This window comes from Halobaculum sp. XH14, from assembly GCF_032116555.1.
In the GTDB taxonomy this organism is placed as follows: domain Archaea; phylum Halobacteriota; class Halobacteria; order Halobacteriales; family Haloferacaceae; genus Halorarum; species Halorarum halobium.
Window position 1 is genome coordinate 3,255,272 of record NZ_CP134949.1, and the last position, 19,556, is coordinate 3,274,827.

General features: G+C 69.8%; 24 protein-coding genes. 11 read left to right on the top strand and 13 right to left on the bottom strand.

All coding sequences use genetic code 11. From position 1 onward, the window contains the following. Positions 1-94 precede the first annotated feature (94 nt). Both RJT50_RS16520 and RJT50_RS16525 read left to right on the top strand, forming a co-directional pair. Positions 95-832, top strand: a complete 738-nt coding sequence (locus tag RJT50_RS16520) for an ABC transporter ATP-binding protein (RefSeq protein ID WP_313696057.1) — start codon at positions 95-97, stop codon at positions 830-832. A gap of 3 nt (positions 833-835) precedes the next feature. Next, positions 836-1,525: a thioredoxin family protein gene (locus RJT50_RS16525; protein WP_313692777.1), complete on the top strand. Its 690-nt coding sequence runs from the start codon at positions 836-838 to the stop codon at positions 1,523-1,525. A 21-nt stretch (positions 1,526-1,546) separates the two neighbouring features. On the opposite strand, the gene RJT50_RS16530 is transcribed toward RJT50_RS16525, so the two are convergent. Continuing rightward, complete coding sequence (locus RJT50_RS16530) at positions 1,547-1,948, bottom strand: universal stress protein (protein ID WP_313692779.1); 402 nt, start codon at positions 1,946-1,948, stop codon at positions 1,547-1,549. A gap of 92 nt (positions 1,949-2,040) precedes the next feature. Then, entirely contained in the window at positions 2,041-2,346 is a 306-nt protein-coding gene (locus RJT50_RS16535) for a DUF7520 family protein (protein ID WP_313692782.1), read from the bottom strand. A gap of 154 nt (positions 2,347-2,500) precedes the next feature. On the opposite strand from RJT50_RS16535, the gene RJT50_RS16540 reads away from it, so the two are divergent. The 3 genes from RJT50_RS16540 to RJT50_RS16550 all read left to right on the top strand — a co-directional run bounded on the left by RJT50_RS16540 (position 2,501) and on the right by RJT50_RS16550 (position 4,484). Continuing rightward, positions 2,501-3,091, top strand: coding sequence for a DUF998 domain-containing protein (locus tag RJT50_RS16540; RefSeq protein ID WP_313692783.1), 591 nt, complete (start codon positions 2,501-2,503; stop codon positions 3,089-3,091). Positions 3,092-3,296: 205 nt separating this feature from the next. Continuing rightward, positions 3,297-3,827 (top strand): DUF7344 domain-containing protein, encoded by a 531-nt coding sequence (locus tag RJT50_RS16545; protein WP_313692785.1) that lies wholly within the window; start codon positions 3,297-3,299, stop codon positions 3,825-3,827. A gap of 60 nt (positions 3,828-3,887) precedes the next feature. Then, the gene (locus RJT50_RS16550; protein WP_313692787.1) at positions 3,888-4,484 is read left to right on the top strand and encodes a hypothetical protein; all 597 of its coding nucleotides are present in this window, start codon (positions 3,888-3,890) and stop codon (positions 4,482-4,484) included. A gap of 298 nt (positions 4,485-4,782) precedes the next feature. Here the strand turns inward: RJT50_RS16550 and RJT50_RS16555 are convergent, their stop codons facing one another. The 4 genes from RJT50_RS16555 to RJT50_RS16570 all read right to left on the bottom strand — a co-directional run bounded on the left by RJT50_RS16555 (position 4,783) and on the right by RJT50_RS16570 (position 7,931). Next, positions 4,783-6,519, bottom strand: a complete 1,737-nt coding sequence (locus tag RJT50_RS16555) for a cbb3-type cytochrome c oxidase subunit I (protein WP_313696058.1) — start codon at positions 6,517-6,519, stop codon at positions 4,783-4,785. Positions 6,520-6,615: 96 nt separating this feature from the next. After that, on the bottom strand, positions 6,616-7,020 hold the full coding sequence (locus RJT50_RS16560) for a DUF6684 family protein (protein WP_313692790.1): 405 nt from the start codon (positions 7,018-7,020) through the stop codon (positions 6,616-6,618). Between the two features lie 205 nt (positions 7,021-7,225). Further along, positions 7,226-7,585, bottom strand: a complete 360-nt coding sequence (locus RJT50_RS16565; RefSeq protein WP_313692792.1) for a DUF7541 family protein — start codon at positions 7,583-7,585, stop codon at positions 7,226-7,228. 142 nt (positions 7,586-7,727) lie between these two features. Continuing rightward, positions 7,728-7,931 (bottom strand): VNG_1110C family protein, encoded by a 204-nt coding sequence (locus RJT50_RS16570; RefSeq protein ID WP_313692794.1) that lies wholly within the window; start codon positions 7,929-7,931, stop codon positions 7,728-7,730. A 327-nt stretch (positions 7,932-8,258) separates the two neighbouring features. On the opposite strand from RJT50_RS16570, the gene RJT50_RS16575 reads away from it, so the two are divergent. From RJT50_RS16575 to RJT50_RS16590, 4 genes are all read left to right on the top strand, one after another. After that, complete coding sequence (locus RJT50_RS16575; protein ID WP_313692795.1) at positions 8,259-9,368, top strand: OBG GTPase family GTP-binding protein; 1,110 nt, start codon at positions 8,259-8,261, stop codon at positions 9,366-9,368. Next, the gene (locus RJT50_RS16580) at positions 9,365-9,904 is read left to right on the top strand and encodes a DUF8050 family protein (RefSeq protein WP_313692797.1); all 540 of its coding nucleotides are present in this window, start codon (positions 9,365-9,367) and stop codon (positions 9,902-9,904) included. Before RJT50_RS16575 ends, RJT50_RS16580 begins: the two co-directional genes overlap by 4 nt. 94 nt (positions 9,905-9,998) lie before the next feature. Next, positions 9,999-10,127 carry a hypothetical protein gene (locus tag RJT50_RS16585; protein WP_313692799.1) on the top strand — a complete coding sequence of 43 codons (129 nt, stop codon included), beginning with the start codon at positions 9,999-10,001 and terminating at the stop codon, positions 10,125-10,127. A 158-nt stretch (positions 10,128-10,285) separates the two neighbouring features. Then, positions 10,286-10,459: a hypothetical protein gene (locus RJT50_RS16590; RefSeq protein ID WP_313692801.1), complete on the top strand. Its 174-nt coding sequence runs from the start codon at positions 10,286-10,288 to the stop codon at positions 10,457-10,459. A gap of 58 nt (positions 10,460-10,517) precedes the next feature. Here the strand turns inward: RJT50_RS16590 and RJT50_RS16595 are convergent, their stop codons facing one another. Next, positions 10,518-10,727, bottom strand: a complete 210-nt coding sequence (locus RJT50_RS16595; RefSeq protein ID WP_313692802.1) for a DUF8106 domain-containing protein — start codon at positions 10,725-10,727, stop codon at positions 10,518-10,520. Positions 10,728-10,870: 143 nt separating this feature from the next. On the opposite strand from RJT50_RS16595, the gene RJT50_RS16600 reads away from it, so the two are divergent. Further along, a complete protein-coding gene (locus RJT50_RS16600; protein ID WP_313692805.1) occupies positions 10,871-11,620 on the top strand; it encodes a VOC family protein in 750 nt (249 codons plus the stop codon). 234 nt (positions 11,621-11,854) lie between these two features. Here RJT50_RS16600 and RJT50_RS16605 read toward each other — a convergent pair whose 3' ends face one another. From RJT50_RS16605 to RJT50_RS16625, 5 genes are read right to left on the bottom strand one after another with little or no spacing between them, the layout of a single operon-like run. Beyond that, positions 11,855-12,730 carry a CheF family chemotaxis protein gene (locus RJT50_RS16605; protein WP_313692806.1) on the bottom strand — a complete coding sequence of 292 codons (876 nt, stop codon included), beginning with the start codon at positions 12,728-12,730 and terminating at the stop codon, positions 11,855-11,857. Beyond that, entirely contained in the window at positions 12,727-13,950 is a 1,224-nt protein-coding gene (locus RJT50_RS16610; protein ID WP_313692807.1) for a HEAT repeat domain-containing protein, read from the bottom strand. Before RJT50_RS16610 ends, RJT50_RS16605 begins: the two co-directional genes overlap by 4 nt. Beyond that, a complete protein-coding gene (locus RJT50_RS16615) occupies positions 13,950-14,759 on the bottom strand; it encodes a CheR family methyltransferase (protein WP_313692810.1) in 810 nt (269 codons plus the stop codon). Before RJT50_RS16615 ends, RJT50_RS16610 begins: the two co-directional genes overlap by 1 nt. After that, a complete protein-coding gene (locus RJT50_RS16620) occupies positions 14,756-17,053 on the bottom strand; it encodes an ATP-binding protein (protein WP_313692813.1) in 2,298 nt (765 codons plus the stop codon). Before RJT50_RS16620 ends, RJT50_RS16615 begins: the two co-directional genes overlap by 4 nt. Further along, positions 17,054-18,106, bottom strand: coding sequence for a protein-glutamate methylesterase/protein-glutamine glutaminase (locus RJT50_RS16625; RefSeq protein WP_313692815.1), 1,053 nt, complete (start codon positions 18,104-18,106; stop codon positions 17,054-17,056). A 143-nt stretch (positions 18,107-18,249) separates the two neighbouring features. Between RJT50_RS16625 and RJT50_RS16630 the strand changes: the two genes are divergently transcribed. Beyond that, complete coding sequence (locus tag RJT50_RS16630; protein ID WP_313692817.1) at positions 18,250-18,699, top strand: chemotaxis protein CheW; 450 nt, start codon at positions 18,250-18,252, stop codon at positions 18,697-18,699. Between the two features lie 172 nt (positions 18,700-18,871). On the opposite strand, the gene RJT50_RS16635 is transcribed toward RJT50_RS16630, so the two are convergent. Continuing rightward, a complete protein-coding gene (locus tag RJT50_RS16635; protein WP_313692820.1) occupies positions 18,872-19,453 on the bottom strand; it encodes a hypothetical protein in 582 nt (193 codons plus the stop codon). Between the last annotated feature and the right edge of the window lie 103 nt (positions 19,454-19,556).

A 19,556-nucleotide genomic window follows, 5' to 3' on the forward strand; every position in this document is an offset into this window, starting at 1 on the left:
CTCCTCCGGGGCCGACGTCGACGCCGCGCCCGCCGAGGACGGGACGGCAAGCCACGCCGAGCGCGCCGCGGCGGCCGCAACGGCCGAGGACCACCTGCTCGCCGTCCGCGGGGTCGACGCCTACTACGGCCAGAGCCACATCCTCCGCGACCTCTCCATGCACATCGAGGAGGGGGAGGTTTGTACGCTGCTGGGTCGCAACGGCGCGGGCAAGACGACGACGCTCCGCTCCATCGCGGGGGCGCGTCCCCCCGACGTGCGCGATGGCAGCGTCGTGTACAAGGGCGAGGACATCACGGAGCACACGACCGAGGACGTCTCCTCGCTCGGCATCTCGCTGGTGCCCGAGGAGCGGCGGGTGTTCCCGAACCTGACAGTCGAGGAGAACCTCCACCTCTCGGACGTGGCCCGCAACTGGTCGAACGTCGTCGGCCGGAAGGTGTCGATGGACCACCCCGGGATGACGACGGGCGAGGTGTACGAGGTGTTCCCGCGCCTGGAGGAGCGCGCCTCACAGAAGGCGGGGACGCTCTCGGGCGGCGAACAGCAGATGCTCGCCATCGCCCGCGCGCTCAAACAGGACACCGACCTGCTGATGCTGGACGAGCCCTACGAGGGGCTGGCCCCCCAGATCATCCAGGCGGTCGAGGACGCCATCCGCCGCATCGCGGACGCGGGGACGACCATCCTGCTCGTCGAGCAGAACGCCGTCGCCGCGATGAACATCGCCGACCGCGCGTACGTCGTCGACCAGGGCAGCATCGTCTTCGCCGGCGGCTCCGAGGAGCTCCGGGGCGACGAAGCGACCCGGGAGCGGTATCTGGGTGTCTGACCCGTGGCCGCAACCGACCCCGACGTCGACCCCGACGCGCTGCTCGACCGGCTCATCGCCGCCGACGTGGTCGACGAGGCCGACGACGGCGAACTCACCGCGACGACGGAGTTCGAGTCCGCCCACGCGGTGTATCGCGACAGCTACCTCGAACTCGGCGACGAGGAGTTCCGGCGGTCGGTCGCGGACGTGTTCGACATCGACGGGGCCGAGGCCGCCGACCGGATCGAGGAGCTCGGCGTCACCCGCGCCGAACTGGCCGCCTACCTGACGCTCCAGTCGTTCCTCGAGGAGCCGCCGGGCGCGGTCGAGCTGGCGACGATGGCCGCGATGGTCGTCGAGGTCGCGCCGCCCTCGCCCGTGCCCGACGGCCAGCGTGAACTCGAGGACGAGGACTACGAGGCGTTCCTCGCCGAGCACGAGCGCGCGGTCGTGTTCGTCTGGAAGCGCGACTGCGTCCCGTGCGAGCGGATGAAGGACGATCTCGACGAACTGCTCGCGGAACTGCCCGAGGACCACGCGGTCGCGGGGGTCGACGGCGGCGCCGTGGGCGCGTTCCGCCGCGAGTTCGAGATCACCGCCGCGCCGACGACGCTCCGTTTCGCTGACGGCGAGCTGGTTGCCCGGGCGGAGGGCCGGCTGCGGGCCGATGGGTTCGCCGACCTGCTCGAACGCGCGTTCGGGGAGAACTGACCGCGGGCCGCCGTTTTTCGTCTACGCTTCCGTCGGGACGCCGGTCACCATCACCGGCCGCCCGGCGTTGAGGATCACCGTCTGGGTGACGCTGCCGAACAGCGCCTTGCCCGCCGGCGAGCGTTTCCGCCCGCCGACGACGACGAGGTCTGCGTCATCCTCCTCGGCGAGTTCGAGGATCGCGTCGGCCGGGTCGCCGCTCGCCTCGCTGATCGACACGTCGACGCCCGCGGCCTTCAGCACCTCCTCCGCGTCCCGGACGGACGCGACCTGCGTGGCGGACGCGCCGCTCGGGTTGTCCTGGAAGACGTGGATGAGCGTGACCCGTTTCTCGTCGGACCCGCCGGGAAGGTTCGCGATCTCCCGGGCCGCGGATTCCGCGCGCTGCTCGTCCTCGTCGACGCCGAGTACGACGTGGTACATGTCCGCAACGAGACCCGGGCGGGGATTAGTCCTTTCGCCCGGAACCCCCCGAGAAACGGCAGGTTCCGCCGGCGAGCGTCGCCGCCGCCGACTCACCCGTCCTCGATCGCGTGGGGGTCGCCGACGGTCCGGGAGACGACCACCACGAGCGAGAGCGGAACCCCGAGGACGACCGCGACGGTCACGCCGCCGTAGAGCGCGAAGCCGAGCGGCGAGAGCGGGACGGTGAACAGGCCGAACAGCGCCGGGGCCGAGAGCTCGTCGACGAACACCGGCACGAGCGCGCCGCCGACGGTGCCCACGCCGACGAGGAGCGCGTAGAGGGTGAGGACGAGCCGTCGACCGCCCCCGCCGGCCGGGGCGTCCTCACCGTCGTCCGAGTCGGTCGATCCGGTCATGCGCGACCTTGGGCCGGTCCGCGAATAGGACTTTCCGTTCGCCGGACGCACTCTCCCCTGGCGTCCCGGCGTCGCCGCCGTCTCCCCGATAGAACTTAAATTGCCGAATCATATCGGCGAAAGGTCGGTGGTTCCCGCCCGAGCGGGAGTTAGTATGACCCGTCCCCGATCATGGCTGTCGGTCGCTGGCGTCGCGGGGCCGACCGTACTGCTGGCGGCGTTCGCGCTCGCCGCGGCCGCTTCTCCCGAGTTCGACGGTCCGACTGATCCGTTCTCGGTGGCCGGGGCCGGCGAGGGCGTCGTCGCGGTCGCGTTCAACGCGGGGCTCGTGCTCGGCGGCCTGCTCGCGCTCGCGTTCGTGCCCTGGCTCCGCGAGGAGTACGGCCGCGTCGTCGCCCTCGCGTACGGCCTCGTCGCGGCGTCGTTCGCGGCCGCCGGCGTCTTCCCCGTCGGGTCCGGCCTCCACTGGGTCGCGGCGGTCGCGTTCGTCGGCGCTCCGGTCGTGCTGCTGGCGGCCGCCGTCGTCGACTGGCGGGCTGGCCGGCCCAGAATCGCCGTCCTGGTGGCCGGACTGGGTGCAGTCTCGCTCGGCGTCTGGCTCCCGTACGACCTCCAGATGGCCTCCCTGCAGATCGGCTACGCCGTCGCCGAGTTCCTCAGCGTCGCCGCCCTGGCCGCCTGGGGCGGACTGTGTGCCGGGTCACTCCGGGGGGCGGACGGCGAGCCATCGAGCGCCGATCGCTGACGCGTCGTCCGCGGGGCCCGTGTCGGGGCGACCGCGACCTGGTCCGTCTTCGAGCGGAACATGTCGCCGCAGGCCGTCTGACGCCCGTCAGACGGACGTCTTGCCTAGGACTTTGGTCCTCGATACCGCACACCACGACGAATGTCAGCAGGTCACGGGAGGGTGCCCGACTAACTGCCGGCCGTCCTCCAGGAGGGGAGCAACCATGCCACGAGCATCCACCGTCGAGAGGGGGGGAACCGAATCAGGGACGATGCGGACCGGAACGCGAGCGGGTGAGCCGGGGGGCGGGTCGACATCCACCGACCCGCCACCGTCCCCGGAGAGGACCGACCTCCCGCGGGACCTCGTGTTCAGGCTGCTGTCGGCCACTCGCCGACGCAGGGTACTCGAAGTTCTGGACGAGAACGGCGGCGCCGCGACGCTGGGGGTCGCAGCCGAACGTGTCGCCGCCGCGGAGAACGGCGTGCCGGTCGAACGGCTCTCCTCGGACCAGCGAAAGCGCGTCTACGTCGGGCTCTACCAGAACCACCTGCCGAAACTCGACGACGCGAACGTGATCGACTTCGACCCCGCGAGGGGGAGGATCGAACTCGGGGAACGAGCCGACCTGCTGTTCCCCTACCTCTACTTCGACCCCGACGCGGCCGAGCGAACGCCGTCGGACGGGGGACCCGGCGGCCTCGACCGACTACACGCGCTCGCTGCCGCGCTCGTGAACCGGGTTCCGCTGTGAGCCGACACCGCGTGCTCGCCGGCCGGCCGCTTATTGCCGTCCCGGCCGTAGTCGAACGGGATGGCCGATCCCAACCAGGAGGTGCTCGAGGAGCTACGGCACGGCGGCCGGTCCATGTTGATCGAGGAGGTCGTCTCCCTCCTCGAGCGGACTCACAGGGGGGACCGACCGGGGGTGTCGCGCGAGACGGTCACGGCGTACGCCGACGCCCTCGAGGAGGACCCCGAGCAGCGGTTCGACCGGGAGACGTTTCACGAGGAGCTCGAAGCGAGCCTGACTGACAGCGACACGTGGGAGGACCCCGACAGCCTCTACCGGATCGGGGACGGGCACCTGAGCTGCTACCCGCCGGTCTGGCACGGCCGACTCGGCGGGACGACCGACGTGCGGGCGTACGTCGAGTTCCTCCAGGAGGAGGCCCCCGAGTTCGATGACGGCTTCGAGCGCGGCGGGGCGGGGGAGGGGATCCCCCAGCAGCCGCTGCTCGACGTGGTCGCCACCGTCGGACGGGTCGACCGCGGGGTGGTGAAAGCGGAGCTGAAGGAGCTCCGCCAACGGGGGGAACTGGTGGAGGACGCCGATCAGCACCCCAACGCCGGCGTCATGCTCCGCGACGATGGCGGGGAGCAGTACCGGGACACGAGCCTCGACACGTAGAACCGTCCCGCGAGCACGCTCGTGTTCCCGTCCCGCCGTGTCGACGACGCCACCGGGAGGCGACGGACGACCCGGAACGACGGGTCTTTGCCCCCGCCGCACCGACTCCCGGTATGAGCGACAAGGACCTCCTCGGCGTGATTCTCGGCGGCATCGCGTTCCTGATGTTCGCGACCGGTCTCGTCCTCGTGCTGGTCTGAGAATCGGCAAGTGGACCGGATGCCCTCGCCCGGAACGTCGAGGGAACGGTTCGTCGTCGGCCAGAACGGGTGAAATCGAACCCGGAGCGTGGGCCGCGTTACTCCCCGTCGTGCTCCGCGTCCTCGCCGCCGTCGGCCCGGACGTCCTCCTCACGGCCGCCGTCGACCACCGCGGTCTCGCGCTGCCGTTCGAACCAGTCCCACTCGGCGGTGTTGAGGTTCTTGTCCGCGAGCTTCCAGGGGTCGCCGCTCTGCACGTGCTGGCCCTCCATCCAGGAGACGAACAGGTTGTACACCCAGATGAGCCCGCCGACGAACAGCAGCGCGGCCCCGAGCGTCGTGATCTGGTGGAGCGTGGCGAACTGCGGCAGGTACGTCGCGTACCGGCGCGGCATGCCACCGTAGCCCAGCAGCACCATGGCGAAGAACGTGATGTTGGTGCCGACCATCCAGAGCCAGAAGTGGGCCTTCGCGAGGCTGCGCTGGTACCAGCGCCCGGTGACGAGCGGGAACCAGTAGTAGATGCCCGCCATGCCGGCGAACGTGATCGCGCCCATCACGATGTAGTGGAAGTGGCCGACGACGTAGTACGTGTCGTGGAGCACGAGGTCGACCGGCACCGACGCGAGGAACACGCCGGTGACCCCGCCGATGATGAAGTTGGAGACGAAGCCGATACAGAACAGCATCGGCGTGGTGAGCCGGAGGTCGCCGTTCCACATCGTCGTGATCCAGTTGAACGTCTTCACCGCCGAGGGGATGGCGATGGCGAGCGAGACCGCCATGAAGCTGGCGCGGAGCCGCGGGTCGATGCCCGTGGCGAACATGTGGTGGGCCCAGACGCCGAAGGAGAGCACGCCGATGGCGAGCGTCGAGTAGACGACGAACTTGAAGCCGAACAGCTTCCGGCCCGAGAACCGCGGCAGGACGTAGCTGATGATCCCCATCGGCGGCAGCACGAGGATGTACACCTCCGGGTGGCCGAAGAACCAGAACAGGTGCTGCCAGAGGATGGGATCGCCCCCGCCGACGGCGAAGAACGTCGTCCCGAAGTTCCGGTCGAGCAGCAACATGACCAGCGCGCTCCCGAGCAGCGGGAACGCGAACAGGATGAGTCCCGACTGGGTGAGGATCGTCCACGAGAAGATGTCGAGGTTGGCCCAGGTGACCTCCTCGGCGCGCTCGGTGAAGATGGTCGCGATGAAGTTCACCGCGCCCATCGTCGCCGAGACCCCGGTCAGGTGGAGCCCCAGCAGCATGAGGTCGACGCCGACGTTCGCCTGGTTGCCGGCACCCACGCCGGCAGAAAGCGGCGTGTACATCGTCCAGGCCGTCTGGGCCGGGATGACGTCGGGAATCGGGAAGAAGCCCGCCCAGATGAGCAGCGCGCCGGGCGGCAACAGCCAGAACGCGATGGCGTTGATGCGGGGGAACGCCATGTCGTCCGCGCCGATGATGAGCGGGATGAGGTAGTTCGCGAACGCCGCGATGATCGGCGTCCCGAACAGGAACAGCATCGTGATGCCGTGGCTCGTCAGGAGCGAGTTGTAGAACGTCGCGGAGCCGAGCACGTCCTCGGCGGGGGTGGTGAGCTCCGCGCGCATGAGCATCACCATCAGCCCGCCGACGACGAACGCGATGGTCGCATAGAGGCCGTACAGAAGTCCGATGTCCTTGTGGTCGACGGTGGTGAGCCACCGGATCAGCCCCGCGGGCTTCTCGCGGTGTGCGTAGCCGGACTCACCGACGCCCCCGCCGGCGCCGAGCGGGGTGTAGGACCGCCAGTCCTCGACCCTGGCGAGGAAGGCGGCCACGCCCACGAGGAACGCCCCCATGAGCACCGTCAACAGGAGTTGGCCGGTTGCCTGCATGGGAGCGATTCAGGTTCGGAGGCACAAGAAAGATTCGAGTCGTGCGCGGTAGCCGTGCGCCTACCGGCTGCCGGTTTCGGAGCCGCTCGCGGCCGATTCCTCGGCCGTCTCGCCGTCCTCGACCGTGCTCGGTTCCCCATCGGCCAGGTCCCCCTCGGGGGCCTCGTCGCCGTGCGCCTCGGCCTCGGCGCGGGTCCGGGCGTCATCCATGGTCGCCTGTCCCTGGAAGTACATCTCGGCGCGCTTCTCGTCGCCGGCGATCGCCTTTCCGGACACGTACGTCAGGAGCGCGAGCGCGACGAACGGAACCACGAGCAGGCCCATGGCGACGAGCTGCCCGAACTGGTCGAGGCTCGCCCACGGGTTGAAGATGAGGAACCCGACGGCGAAAAACAGGATGATGCCCAGCGGGATGACGTTGACCGTCAGGTCCAGCAGGGTCTCCCTGTCGAAGATGCGTGCCATGAACGGGCCTTGGACAGCGCGCCCAAATACCTTGTCGATTCCGTCCCACCCGGTGTCCTCACGCGCCCCGGTGGACTACTCCGTCGGGAGACGCCTCCCTCGTCCGCTATCGACTAACCCACGTCGACTACGCCGACCACGCCGAGTCGGCAAAACCGCGTCGACCACGGCGCACGGCCCTCGGTTCCGAACGGGGGTCGCGTCCTCAAAACGAGAGCAGTTCGCCCGCCAGCGCGGCCAGCAGCATGACGACCCCGGCACCGATCGTGGCGTAGCCGCGCGGCGCGAGCGCGGCCCCGGTCAGCGGGTCCGCCCACACGAACGCGCCGCCGAGCGCGACCGCGAGGAGGGCGATGACGCCGAGCGCCCGCCAGGCCGTCCCGGCGTACCCCGACTCGGCGAGCATTCCCGCGATGCTTCCGCCAAAGAGGATGACCCCGCCGACGGCCAGCGGGATGAGCCCGAACAGCAGACCCAGTTCGGCGATGGGGAGCCCCAGCGCCACGAACAGCGGCCACGGGCTCGCCATCCGGTACTGGTCGCTCAGGCCCGGGTTCTCGTCCATGGCCGCAGTAGCGTGCTGTGAGTTGTAAGCGCGTCGGTGTGGACGCCAGGCGTCGAGCACGTCGCGGACGAGGGAAACGTGGCCGAAGGAGACGAGGGAAACGTGGCCCGAGAGGACAGAGAGACGAGGAGGACCGGCCCGTTCAGGGCATGTTGACGCCGTGCCGGGAGAGGTAGTTCGAGACGGCCTTGATCTCCACGGGGCTGCCGATGATGCGACACTGGCTGTCGGTCTCGCGGAACACGGTCACGGTGAACTCGGCTTCCAGTTCGGCACGGACGGGATCGATCGCGTCACAGGGGAGGACGATCTGTGTGCTGTCGCGGAGACTGGAGGGATCGGGCATCTCGTATTGTATTCAGGCAATCTGGCGCGGCGTATAACCGTGTCGAAGTGCGAATATGGTGGTTCTGGAGCCTCAAACGCCGGAAAATTGGAAAATCGTTACCGGGACGTGTGTTGGATACTCTACAAGTATCGGTCGGCGGGTCGGCTTCCCCGTCCCCCGGCGACTTCCTCCAGCGGCGGCCACGACGGGAGAGTCTACCGGACGGGCGGAGGTGGCCGAAACCGGGGAAGGGCATCGGATCGACGGCCGCGGTCTCGGAGGCGGTCGACGGCCTACCGTATCGAAGGAAAGCGTTTAGGCGCACGCACGGCCGAGACGGAGGTAATGGGACTGGAGGAGGAGATCGAGGACCTCCGCGAGGAGATCGCCGAAACCCCGTACAACAAGTCCACGGAGGGCCACATCGGGCGGCTGAAGGCGAAGCTCGCGGAGAAGAAGGAGAAGCTGGAGAACCAGTCCTCCTCCGGCGGCGGGCAGGGGTACGCCGTCGAGAAGACCGGCGACGCGACGGTCGCGCTCGTCGGCTTCCCCTCGGTCGGCAAGTCCACGCTCATCAACGCCATCACGAACGCCGACAGCGAGGTCGGCTCCTACGAGTTCACGACCCTGAACGTGAACCCCGGAATGTTGCAGTACCGCGGCGCGAACATCCAGATCCTCGACGTTCCGGGGCTCATCGAGGGCGCGGCGGGCGGGCGCGGCGGCGGGAAGGAGGTGCTCTCGGTCGTCCGCACGGCCGACCTCGTCGTCTTCCTGCTCTCGGTGTTCGAGATCGACCAGTACGAACGGCTCGGGACGGAACTGTACGAGAACAAGATCCGCCTCGACGTCGACCCGCCGAACATCTCCGTCCGGAAGACGCACAAGGACGGCATCCGGGTGACGATGGGCGACGGCGTCTCGCTGGAGGAGGAGACGGTCAAGAGCGTCCTCCGCGAGCACGGCTTCGTCAACGCCGCGGTGACCATCCCGCACGACCTCACCATCGACGAACTCATCGACGGCGTGATGGACAACCGGGTGTACCTCCCCTCGATGGTCGCGGTCAACAAGGCCGACCTCATCGACGAGGACTACCTGCCGACCGTGGAGGCGGAACTCCGCGAGCACGACCTCGACCCCGAGAAGGTGACGTTCATCTCCGCCGAGGAGGGCCGGGGCCTGGACGGCCTGAAGGACCGCATCTGGGAGCGGCTGGGGCTCATCCGCATCTACATGGACAAGCCGGGCCGCGGCGTCGACTACGAGGAGCCGCTCGTGCTCCGCGCGGGCGACACGGTCGCGGACGCCTGCTCGAAGCTCGGCGGCGAGTTCGAGGAGCGCTTCCGGTTCGCACGCGTCTCCGGGCCGAGCGCGAAACACGACGAACAGCAGGTCGGGACCGGCCACGAACTCGCCGACGAGGACGTACTGCGGCTGGTCACCCGGAAGTGACCGGGTCGCGGGGCGGCGGGCGGCGGGGCGAACGCTCGCCGGACGCACGGCCGCTCGCCGCACGAGCGTTCGGGACTGCCGGTCGCGCGACGCCCGCCCGGGTCGTCGCCGCGGTCCTGCTGGTCGGTCTCCTCCCCTGGTCGGTCCAGACGTTCGTCGGCGGGGAGGTGCTGTTTCGGTTCGTCTGGGGCGCGGCGAGTGCCCGAGGCGGCCTCGTTCAGAGTTTCGACCCTCGCTTTGCCGTCTCGGTGCTGACCGACTACCCGCTGTTCTCCGGCCCGCCGCTGCTGCTCCGGTGGGTGCTCGCGGCGCTGGTCTGGACGCTCGCCGTCCTGTCGGCAGCGACCGGGTTCGTCGACGCCGAGGACCCGCGCGTCACCGCGGGACTGCTGGCGCTCGCGGGCGTCTCCAACCTCGCGGTCGCGCTGGAGTTCGGCGTCCAGCCCGGGCGGGCCGCGTACCCGGTCGGAACGGTCACGATGTTGGCCGTCGCCGGCTGGCGGTACTTGGCGGCCCGACTCGCGGCGCGGACGTGATGGCGTCACCCGGACGCGTCCGTGTGGCGTGGTAGCAATCCCTGCTCGGCTTTTTTGTCCCTGCCCCCGTCCGTCAGTTCGAGGTGACGGCGACGTGCACGATGCCCTCCAGTCGACCGCCATCCTCCCCGGGCGCCCGCCCGCCGAACCGGCGGCCGTCGCTCCCTGGCTCGCACGCCTCGTCGTCCCGATGAACTGGTCCGTCGAACCCGACCGGACCTGATTCCCCGGCGGCGACGAGTCGGCGGCCGAGCGACCGACTCCGGGTCCCGGACTCCGTCGTCCCGCCGACCGCCGCCGTGTCGGCAGTTCCTCTCGTATCGCAGGTCGACCTCCCGTCCGCGGCGGGTCGACCCCCCGCTGACCACGCCCTCCAGACGGATGTACGCACCCATACCCCCCGCCGACCACGGAACGTATCGACACACGCCCGCGCTCGCGTCCGCAGTCGCGCTGGCGGCGCTCCCGTTCGCCGCGCTGTTCGTCGCGGCGTACCCGACCGTCGCGCTCGCGCTGCTGGTCGGCCTCATCGCCGGCCGCACCGGGAAGCCGTGAGCGACCGCATCAGTCCTCCCTTCACCGCCTCCGTGCCGACGGACTCGCTGATTTCTCGCTAGCCGACTCCCGCGGATGCGAGCGGTCGCCGTCGGGGTCGACTGTCGACGACCGCGCCGCACTCGGGACAGGAACGGACCCTGACCGTCGCCGTCGTGGTCTCGACCCACCGTTCGTCGATCGGGCTCTCGTACGCGCACGCCGGACAGAACAGGGTGCCCTTCCGGCGAACTGACTCGCTTTCGGGGGGCCGTGCGAACTCGTTCATTTCCGAACGTACGCGCTCGAAGGGGATAGCGCTTGTTCGAGACGAAAGACGGTGAGGAACCCCGCCCCGATACGGCCCGATCGAACCCGGCGCACTCGCCCGCTGTCGGTATCCTTTTCGACGGCGCGAGCCTCCCTTCTCGCATGGCATTCACGCTCGACCACGTGATGGCGCGCGTCGAGGACCTGGACGAGGCGCTCGACTTCTACCAGGGCCACTTCGGCTACGAGGAGAAGGGGCGCTGGGACGCCGAGACGTTCACCAACGTCCACCTCGGCCCGCCGGACGCACACGAGGACGGCGCGACGCTCGAACTCACGTACAACCACGACGGCCGCTCGTACGAGATGGGCGACGGCTGGGGCCACATCGCGGTCCGCGTCGACGACGTCCACGACGCCTACGAGGAGCTGATGGACGCGGGCGTGGAGGACTACCGCGACCCCGAGTCCTGCGGCGGCCGCTACGCGTTCGTCAAGGACCCCGACGGCCACGAGATCGAGATCGTCCAGCGGGACTACGGCGCGCGCTGGTCGCTCGACCACACGATGATCCGCGTCGAGGACGTCACGGAGGCGCTGGGCTACTGGCTCCGCACGTTCGAGTACGGACACGCCGGCCGCTGGGAGGCCGACACGTTCGCCAACTACTTCATGAAGCCCGAGGGCGCGGCCGACGAGGAGATGTCGGTCGAACTCACGTACAACTACGACGGCCGCACCTACGACCTGGGCGACGCCTGGGGCCACCTCGCGGTCCGCGTGGACGACCTGGAGGAGGACTGGGCGACGGTGCTCGAGCGCGGCTCGGAGGACTACCGCGATCCGGAGTCGTGTGACAACCGGTACGCGTTCACGAAGGACCAGGACGGCCACGAGATCGAACTGGTCTGATTCTATCGCCCCGACCGGGGCTGCCGTTTCCGTGAGCCCGTTCAGGGGTTCGGCACCGACCTCCGGGGCCACTGGGGCCGTCGACTCGTGCGTGGGTTCAGTTTTCGTGAGGGACGGCCCGGACGACGATCAGACGAGTGCTACTGGAGAGTGCCGGAGGAGCGTTCGAGGCGGACCACGCCGACCCGGGACGGTTCGGAGTGTGACGCGCGAGGACCGAACCAGAATCGAGACTCACTGCTCGTTCATCGCCTCGCTGGCGATGTTCCGGCCGCGCGGCATCAGGTTCACCTCGCGGCGGGTCCGCACCTCCTCCAACACGTCGAGTTCGATGAGGCGCTCGAACGTCTCCTCGACGCGGTCGACGTCCATGCCCAGGAAGTTCGGAACCTCGAACGAGGAGACGCCCGAGTACAGCGCCATCAGCACCTCGCGCTCGGACTCGCTCAACTCGATGGAGCCTTTCGTCTGTTTTTGCCCCTGCTTGAGGTACGACTTGATGACGGCGACGTGCCACGGCTCGCCCGAGAGGTACGTCTGGACGCTGGTGCCGTCCTCGTCGGTGTGTTCGGCCTCGATGACGGTCCGCTTCTCGTCGAGCACCGTGCGCTCTGCCTCCTCCAGCGTGCCGATGTCGTCCAGTTCGAGGCGGACGAACGAGCCGCTCTGCTGGGCGACGCTGATGCCGTCCGGTTCGACCTTCAGGCGGGCCTGCTCGAACTCGGTGTCCTGGACGACCCCGCCCGCCACCGCGGGGTGGCGCGCGTAGATGACCCGGCGGTCGAGGAATGCTCGGTAGAGGTCCGTCCGGAACTCGTCGTGGTGCTCGGATGTGAGCAGGAACACCTCCTCGCCAAGCCGGAGGCTCACGTAGTTCGAGACGCGAGCGACCTCCTGGCTCGAATCGAAGCGCCCGCCGATCCCCTCCACGTCCGAGAGCGGGATGGTTCGCTTCCCCTCGTTGCTGACCATGACGACCCGCTTGTTCGAGAGGATGATGCGCCCGTTCGTCCAGTCGACGTCGTTCACCTTGCGGCCGCTGCGAACGGCCTGGGCGAAGCGCCCGCGGGTGTCTGCGACCTTGTACTCCTCGTCGTTCTGCTTGTTCATTGTCTGATGCCTCCGAGCTTCGAGAGGGCGGCGAAGGCCCGTTTCCGGACCTGCTTGTCCACGTCGCTATCAGTGATTCGGTCCAGCTCCTCGCGGGCCCGCGACCCGCCGACGTCGCCGAGCGCGAACGCCGCCTTGGCGCGCGCCTCGACCGGCGCCTCGTCGTCCCGCAGGAGGTCGATGAGCGACGACTCGACGCTGTGGCCATCCAGTTCGGTGATGCTCGTGGCCGCGAACTGCGCGGTCATCTTGTCGTCGTCGGTGAGCGTCTCGACCAGCGCGTCGATGACGAGCTGTGGCGGCTGGTCGCTCGTGACGCGCCCGAGGAACCAGACGGCGTTGCGGCGCTGGCGGGCCTGGGACGCCTCCTCCAGGATCTCCACCAGCGGCCCGAGCACCGTTCCGTCGTCGGCCTCCTTCAGTTCGGAGACGACCGTCTCCCGCACCTGGTGGGACTGCTTGGTCGGCGCGTTCGCCAGCAGTTCGATGATCGAGAAGACGGCCGCCCGGCGGACGGTGTCGTGCTCGTCGCCCAGCGCCGCGGCGAGCCGCGGCACCGGCTCCGCGCTGCTGGCGTTGCCGAGCGCGCTCGCCGCGACGCGGCGGATCGAGGAGTTCTCGTCCTCCAGCAGGTCCACCAGCGCCGCGAGCGCCTTCCCCGTGGCGATGGTGCCCAGCGCGTCCGCCGCGGCCGCCTTCACCGCGCCGTGATCGTCTTCGAGCTTCGCCTCGAGTTTCCCGACCGGGCGCGGGTCGCCGATGCGACCCAGCGCGTGACAGACTCGCTCGCGGACGCGGGGGTCCGGGTCGTCGAGTCGCTTCACGAGCGGGCCGACCGCGTCGCCGTCGCCGATGCGACCCAGCGCGTTGGCGGCGGCCATCCGGAACTCCGGGATGTCCGCCGAGAGGGCGCGCGCGAACGCCCGGATGGCCGCCCAGTCAGCGCCGTCGGGGTTGACGTCCGCGGTCCGGGCGAGCAGCCGTTCGAGCGCCTCGTCGCCAAGGTCGTCCAGCGCGTCGACCGCCGCCGCACGGACCTTGTCGTCGTCGTCGTCGGTGACGAGGTGGACGAGCACGTCCATCGTCCGGTCGTCCTCCATGTCGCCGACGTCGCCGAGCATCAGCGCCGCGCGGCGCCGGACCGCGGGGCTGTCGCTGTGTTTGGCCCGCTCACAGAGCTCCTCCATGTCGTTGTCCCGGGCGAGTGTGTAGAGCGACATTATCCCGTGTATCGGTAGATGCGGCTGCGTTTGGCGACCGGGTCGAACGCGTCGCGGGCGCCGGGCGGGACCGTCTCCGTCTTGCCGACGACGAGGTAGCCGCCGTCCCGCAGCGAGGACTGCAGCGTGTCGAACAGGCTCTCCTTGTACCCGGTGTCGATGTAGATGAGCAGGTTCCGACAGAACAGCAGGTCGACGTCCGAGCGGCCCCCGTCGCTGATGAGGTCCCGCGTCTCGAAGGTGACCCGGCGTTTCACCGCCTCGCGGACGCGGAAGACGTTCCCGTCCTGTTCGACGTACTCCTCGGCGGCCGACAGCGGGCCGAGTTCCTTCCCGATGTCGGTCGTGCGGGTGGTCTCGTACTCGCCCTTCCGGGCGGCAGCGAGCGCCTCCTCGCTGATGTCCGAGGCGGTCACGTCGACGGACGCCTCGTCGATTTCCGGGTCGTCGGCCGCGAGCATCGCCAGCGAGTACGGCTCCCGGCCGTCCGCACAGGGGGCGCTCCAGGCGTTCACCCGCCGCTGGTCGGCCGAAAGGTCCCGGAGGACCGGGCGGAGGTCCGCCCACATGTCCGGGTCCCGGAAGAAGCCGGTCACGTTGATCGTGAGCGCGTCCAGCAGGGCGTCGCGCTCGGCGTCGTCGCGCCGGAGGATGCCCAGGTACTCGGCGTGGTTCTCGGCGTCACGGCGCTGCATCCGCGCGGCGATGCGCCGGCCGAGGTACGCCTCGTTGTAGTAGCCCGGTTCGAACGGCACCTCGTCCTCGACGTAGCGGATGACCTGTCCGAACCCGTCGTCGCTCGCGCTCATCGGGCCTCCCCCAGCGTCTCCACGTCGAGGATCGACACCACGTCGCCGTCCCCGAGCACCGCGGTCCCCGAGAGGCCGGGCGTCCCCGAGAGGATGCCCTCCAGCGGCTTCACCACGACTTCCTCCTGGTGGAGCACCTGGTCACAGTGGAGCGCCACGGGCCGCTTCTCCCCGCGGATGCGCAACAGCATCCCGTCGTTCCCGGCGGCGTCTTCCCCCCGGGCTTCGGGGGCGTCTTCCCTCCGATTCGCTTTGCCCTCCTGCGGTCGGTCGCTGCCGCCGTCCGCGACCGCGGGCCCGACGCCGCCGCCGGTCGCGTCCGCGAACAGCTCGCCCAGCCTGACGACCGGGTAGATGTCGCCGTCGTGGCGCACGATCTCCTCCCCGTTGGCGACGTCGAGACCGCCCGCGCGGGACACCTCGCCGATGTTCTTGATCGGAACGCCGTACTCCACGCCGTTCACCTCGATGAACATCACGCGGACGATGGCGACCGTGACGGGCAGCCGGATCTCGAACCGCGTGCCCTCGCCGGGCGTCGAGTCGAGCGTGACGTGGCCGTCGAGCTCCTTCACGGTCGTCTTCACCACGTCCATGCCGACGCCCCGGCCCGAGACGTCGGTCACCTCGTCGTTGGTCGAGAACCCGGGGTGGAACACGAGCTGGCGGGCCTCGTCGTCGTCCATCGCCTCGACCTCGGCCGGCGTCTTCACGCCCTCCTCGACGGCCTTCTCGCGGAGCGCGTCCGCCTCGATGCCGCCGCCGTCGTCCTCGACGACGATGGTGACGTGGTCGCGCTCGCGGGTCGCCCGGAGCTCGACGGTGCCCGCCGAGTCCTTCCCGGCGGCCTCGCGCTCGGCGGGCGACTCGATGCCGTGATCCACGGCGTTGCGGAGGATGTGGACGAGCGGGTCCCGGATCTCGGTGAGGATGGTCCGGTCGAGCTCGATGTCCCGGCCGTCGATGTCGAAGTTCACCTCCTTGTCCTGGTCGCGCGCGAGGTCGCGCACGAGCCGCGGGAACGTGTCCACGACCGCCGACAGCGGGATGAGTCGCATGTCCATCACCGTGTTCTGGAGGTTCGAGCTGATCTTGTCGAGCTCGTCGAGGTTGTCCGAGTCGATGCCGGCCTCCTCCATCTCCCGGCGGAGCTTGATGCGGCTCGTCACCAGTTGCTCGACGAGCCCGTACAGGTCGTCGAGCTGGTCCACGTCGACGCGGATCGACGATATCGTATCCGAGGAGCCCCCGCTCCGATTCCCGCCGTCGTCGTCGGGTTTCTTCGCCTCGTCTCCCTCCTCCGACGCGGGGCCCGGGGTCGCCTCCGCGCCGGTCGACCCGTCCGCTTGCGCGCCGGATTCGGAGTCGGCTCCCGTCTCGGCGCCCGACTCCGGCTCGGTTCCGACGTCCGATTCCGCGTCAGACCCGTCGTCCGGGGCCGGCTCGACGGTCGCAACCTCGACGGCGGCGACCTGGCTGGCCGCGTCGATGCCGGCGGACACCTCGTCGGAACTGCCCGCAGTCAGGTAGCAGTCGAAGCCGTCCGCGCCGGCGCCGTCCTCGACCGCCTCGCGCTCGGGGTCGGTCGTCAGGTCGCCGAAGGAGCCCTCGACGGCCTGCAGGAGGAACATCGCGTCCACCCCGGCCATGTCGGTCTCCGCGAGCGTCACGCTCGCACGGTAGACGCCCTCGTCGTCGGCCGGGTCGAGGCCGTGCTCGAAGTCGGCGGCGTCGACCCGCTCCGGGGACCCGTCGTCCGTCGCGTCCGCCTCGTCGGCCCCGGTCGACTCGTCGGGTCCGGCTGACTCGCCGGCCGACCCCGTGCCCGAACCCGGAGCGGTGTCGGTAGCGTCGTCAGCCTCCGATTCCCCATTCTGTCCGTCGGTTTCAGTCCCTTCCCCCTCGGTCGCGGAAGCGCCACCCTCGACTAACGTTCGGAGCGCGTCCTCGGTGTCGCTCGGGTCGACGTTCGTCTCGCCCGTCTCGTCGATCTCGCCGAGCATCGCGTCGAGGTGGTCGACCCCCTCGAACAGCAGGTCCATCAGTTCGCCCGAGACGTCGATGTCGCCGTCGCGGACCTCGTCGAGCAGGTCCTCCATCGCGTGGGCCAGCCCCGAAAAGGAGGTGAAGCCCATCGCCGCCGCGTTCCCCTTCAGCGTGTGTGCGGTGCGGAAGATGGCGTCCATCGCCTCCGCGTCGTCGGGATCCGACTCCAGCGCGAGCAGCGAGTTGTTGAGTTCGGTGATGCCCTCCTCGCTCTCGCGGACGAACGCGCGAACGTGCGCGTCCGACATCTACGGGGCACCCCCGACGATGCCGCCGGCGACGTCGTCCAGCGGGAGCACGCTTCCGACCCGGCCCGTCGCCGCCGCGCGCTTGGGCATGCCGTAGACGACCGAGGTCTCCTCGTCCTGTGCGATGATCCGGCCGCCGGCGTCGTCGATGGCGGTGACGCCGGTCGCGCCGTCGTCGCCCATCCCGGTCAGGATGACGCCGACGATCGGGTCGTCCACGGTTTCGGCCACGGACTCCATCGTCACGTTGACCGAGGGGCGGACGTTCTGGCCGCGATCCTCGTCGACGAGTTCGACCCGGAGCCGTCCCCCGCTGTACCGGGTGACCGCGAGGTGCTTCCCGCCGCGAGCCACGAGCACCTCGCCGCGGCCGACCCGTGCGCCGTCCGTGGCTTCCGAGACGGCCAGCGAGCAGGCCGAGTCGAGCCGGTCGGCGAACCGGCCGGTGAACGCCTCGGGCATGTGCTGGACCACGAGCACGCGCACGTCCGCTCCACCCGGGATCCCGGCGAGCACGCGCTCGACGGCGTCCGGTCCCCCGGTCGAGGAGCCGATGACGACCGTCGTGTTCGGCTCGACGCCGTCGGTCGTCGTCGTGGTCGTCGCCGACCCGCCGTGGGTCGCGGCCGCGACGGCCGCGCCGCCGCTGAGGTCCGCCTCCGCGACCGAGCGGACCGTCTCCACCAGCTGTTCCTCCAGCCGCGAGACGCCCATCGACACCTCGCCGCCCGGCTTCGCGAAGAAGTCGACCGCGCCCGCGTCCAGCGCCGCGAACGTCTCCTCGGCGCCGTCTTCGGTGTACGCCGAGAGCATGAGCGTCGGCGTCGGCTGCTCGCGCATGATGCGCTCGACGGCCTCGATGCCGTCCATCCGCGGCATCTCGACGTCCATCGTCACGACGTCGGGCTCCACCTCGGCCACGACCGTCAGCGCCTCGGCCCCGTCGGCCGCCTCGCCGACGACGTCGATGCCGCCGGATTCGAGGATGTCGGTGATGAGTCCCCGCATGAACCGCGAGTCGTCCACGACGACCGTCCGGGGTGCGTCGGTCACGGCCGCACACCTCCCGCCGATCGCTGCCCCTCTCCTGTCATGCACGGTCGTATCCCCAGCCGTTCCTTCAAGGCTCCGTCCCGAATTTCAGCGGTGATAGTTCGGGGAACACCGTTAAGACCGACGAACGGGCGGGATTGGACATGGCGAGCAGTCAGCACCCGACCGACGACGCCGCCGACCGGGGAGAGACGACGCAGGTACTCGAGTTCGGTCTCGGCGATGAGACGTACTGTCTGGACATCGGCTACATCGACGAGATAGTCGACGCGGGCGATCTCACGGCCATCCCGAACTCGCCGACCCACGTCGAGGGCGTGATGGACCTGCGCGGGAAGACGACGACCATCATCGACCCGAAGACGCTGCTCGGGGTCGCCGGGGACGGCGCGCGCGAGCGGATCATCGTCTTCGACCCCGACGAGACGTCCGAGGGTGGGACGGTCGGCTGGGTCGTCGACGAGGTGTTCCAGGTCCGCGACGTGGCCGCAGACGAGGTGGACGAGGGCACGACCGCCGGCGACGACGACGTCCGGGGGATCGTCAAGGGCGAGGACCGGTTCGTCGTCTGGGTCGAACCGCAGACCGAGTAGTCGGCGGTACGCTCGGGCTGCCGTCCGTTTTGTGACGTTCGGCGTGCACGAGCCGCGGGCATCCGATTTTCGCCGACTGCGACGTTGTTTCGGGGAACGTGTGCCGTCCGAAGCGGCGCGGGAAGCGGGTCCTGCGCGTGGCCAATAAATCGTATTTCGCGATATAGAATTTTCATCGACGGGCCGAACGTGACCGGAGCCGACACGGCTCACGCTCGTCGGTCGGGAGCCGGCGGTCGGCGGTCGAACGCGTCGACGCTGCCCGAATCAGCCGTCCGCGACGGCCGCGAGGAGCCGCGCCGTGGCCGACACCGCCTCGCGGCGGTCGACGACGCGGCAACCGTCTCGACGGCCGCGAGGAACCCGTCGACGACGAGAGCGACGCGGGATCGACGCCGGCGGCGTCGAGGACGTCGACGCTGTAGTACACGGTGTCGACCCGGAAGGCCGCGACCGGGACGGCCCGGTAGCCGCCGTCTCGACGGCACGTCTCGTGGGCGACCGGCGGATGTGCGTCCGCCAGATCGCCGGTCCACGCGTCGTCGACGGCCGCCAGCGAGCCGTCGAACGGTGCCAGGTTTCCCCCCGGGACGGTTCCGACGGCTCCGGGCGGGTCGCCGCCCGCGATGCGCCGCCCGAGGCGGTCGTCGACGCCCACGTCCGCGACGGGTCGCACGTCCGTCGGGACGTCCGGGTGGGCGTCGCGAAACGACGCGGTGAACGACTCGCTCGCGAGCTGACCGGGGCCGGACATCCAGTTGTGCAGCACCTCGACCGGCGGGCGGTCGGATGGGGGGAATCGATTTCGGCCGCCGTCGCGAGCCCGGTCGGACCCGTCGAGCCGCCGTTCGAGGCAC

Coding starts and splice junctions, on each gene's coding strand:
- RJT50_RS16630 (WP_313692817.1), top strand. CDS start 18,250: ATGGCGAGCAGTCAGCACCCGACCGACGACGCCGCCGACCGGGGAGAG.
- RJT50_RS16550 (WP_313692787.1), top strand. CDS start 3,888: ATGGCCGATCCCAACCAGGAGGTGCTCGAGGAGCTACGGCACGGCGGC.
- RJT50_RS16540 (WP_313692783.1), top strand. CDS start 2,501: ATGACCCGTCCCCGATCATGGCTGTCGGTCGCTGGCGTCGCGGGGCCG.
- RJT50_RS16620 (WP_313692813.1), bottom strand. CDS start 17,053: ATGTCGGACGCGCACGTTCGCGCGTTCGTCCGCGAGAGCGAGGAGGGC.
- RJT50_RS16560 (WP_313692790.1), bottom strand. CDS start 7,020: ATGGCACGCATCTTCGACAGGGAGACCCTGCTGGACCTGACGGTCAAC.
- RJT50_RS16565 (WP_313692792.1), bottom strand. CDS start 7,585: ATGGACGAGAACCCGGGCCTGAGCGACCAGTACCGGATGGCGAGCCCG.
- RJT50_RS16605 (WP_313692806.1), bottom strand. CDS start 12,730: ATGAACAAGCAGAACGACGAGGAGTACAAGGTCGCAGACACCCGCGGG.
- RJT50_RS16600 (WP_313692805.1), top strand. CDS start 10,871: ATGGCATTCACGCTCGACCACGTGATGGCGCGCGTCGAGGACCTGGAC.
- RJT50_RS16535 (WP_313692782.1), bottom strand. CDS start 2,346: ATGACCGGATCGACCGACTCGGACGACGGTGAGGACGCCCCGGCCGGC.
- RJT50_RS16545 (WP_313692785.1), top strand. CDS start 3,297: ATGCCACGAGCATCCACCGTCGAGAGGGGGGGAACCGAATCAGGGACG.
- RJT50_RS16635 (WP_313692820.1), bottom strand. CDS start 19,453: ATGTCCGGCCCCGGTCAGCTCGCGAGCGAGTCGTTCACCGCGTCGTTT.
- RJT50_RS16570 (WP_313692794.1), bottom strand. CDS start 7,931: ATGCCCGATCCCTCCAGTCTCCGCGACAGCACACAGATCGTCCTCCCC.
- RJT50_RS16530 (WP_313692779.1), bottom strand. CDS start 1,948: ATGTACCACGTCGTACTCGGCGTCGACGAGGACGAGCAGCGCGCGGAA.
- RJT50_RS16610 (WP_313692807.1), bottom strand. CDS start 13,950: ATGTCGCTCTACACACTCGCCCGGGACAACGACATGGAGGAGCTCTGT.
- RJT50_RS16575 (WP_313692795.1), top strand. CDS start 8,259: ATGGGACTGGAGGAGGAGATCGAGGACCTCCGCGAGGAGATCGCCGAA.
- RJT50_RS16615 (WP_313692810.1), bottom strand. CDS start 14,759: ATGAGCGCGAGCGACGACGGGTTCGGACAGGTCATCCGCTACGTCGAG.
- RJT50_RS16555 (WP_313696058.1), bottom strand. CDS start 6,519: ATGGGGGCGTTCCTCGTGGGCGTGGCCGCCTTCCTCGCCAGGGTCGAG.
- RJT50_RS16590 (WP_313692801.1), top strand. CDS start 10,286: ATGTACGCACCCATACCCCCCGCCGACCACGGAACGTATCGACACACG.
- RJT50_RS16595 (WP_313692802.1), bottom strand. CDS start 10,727: ATGAACGAGTTCGCACGGCCCCCCGAAAGCGAGTCAGTTCGCCGGAAG.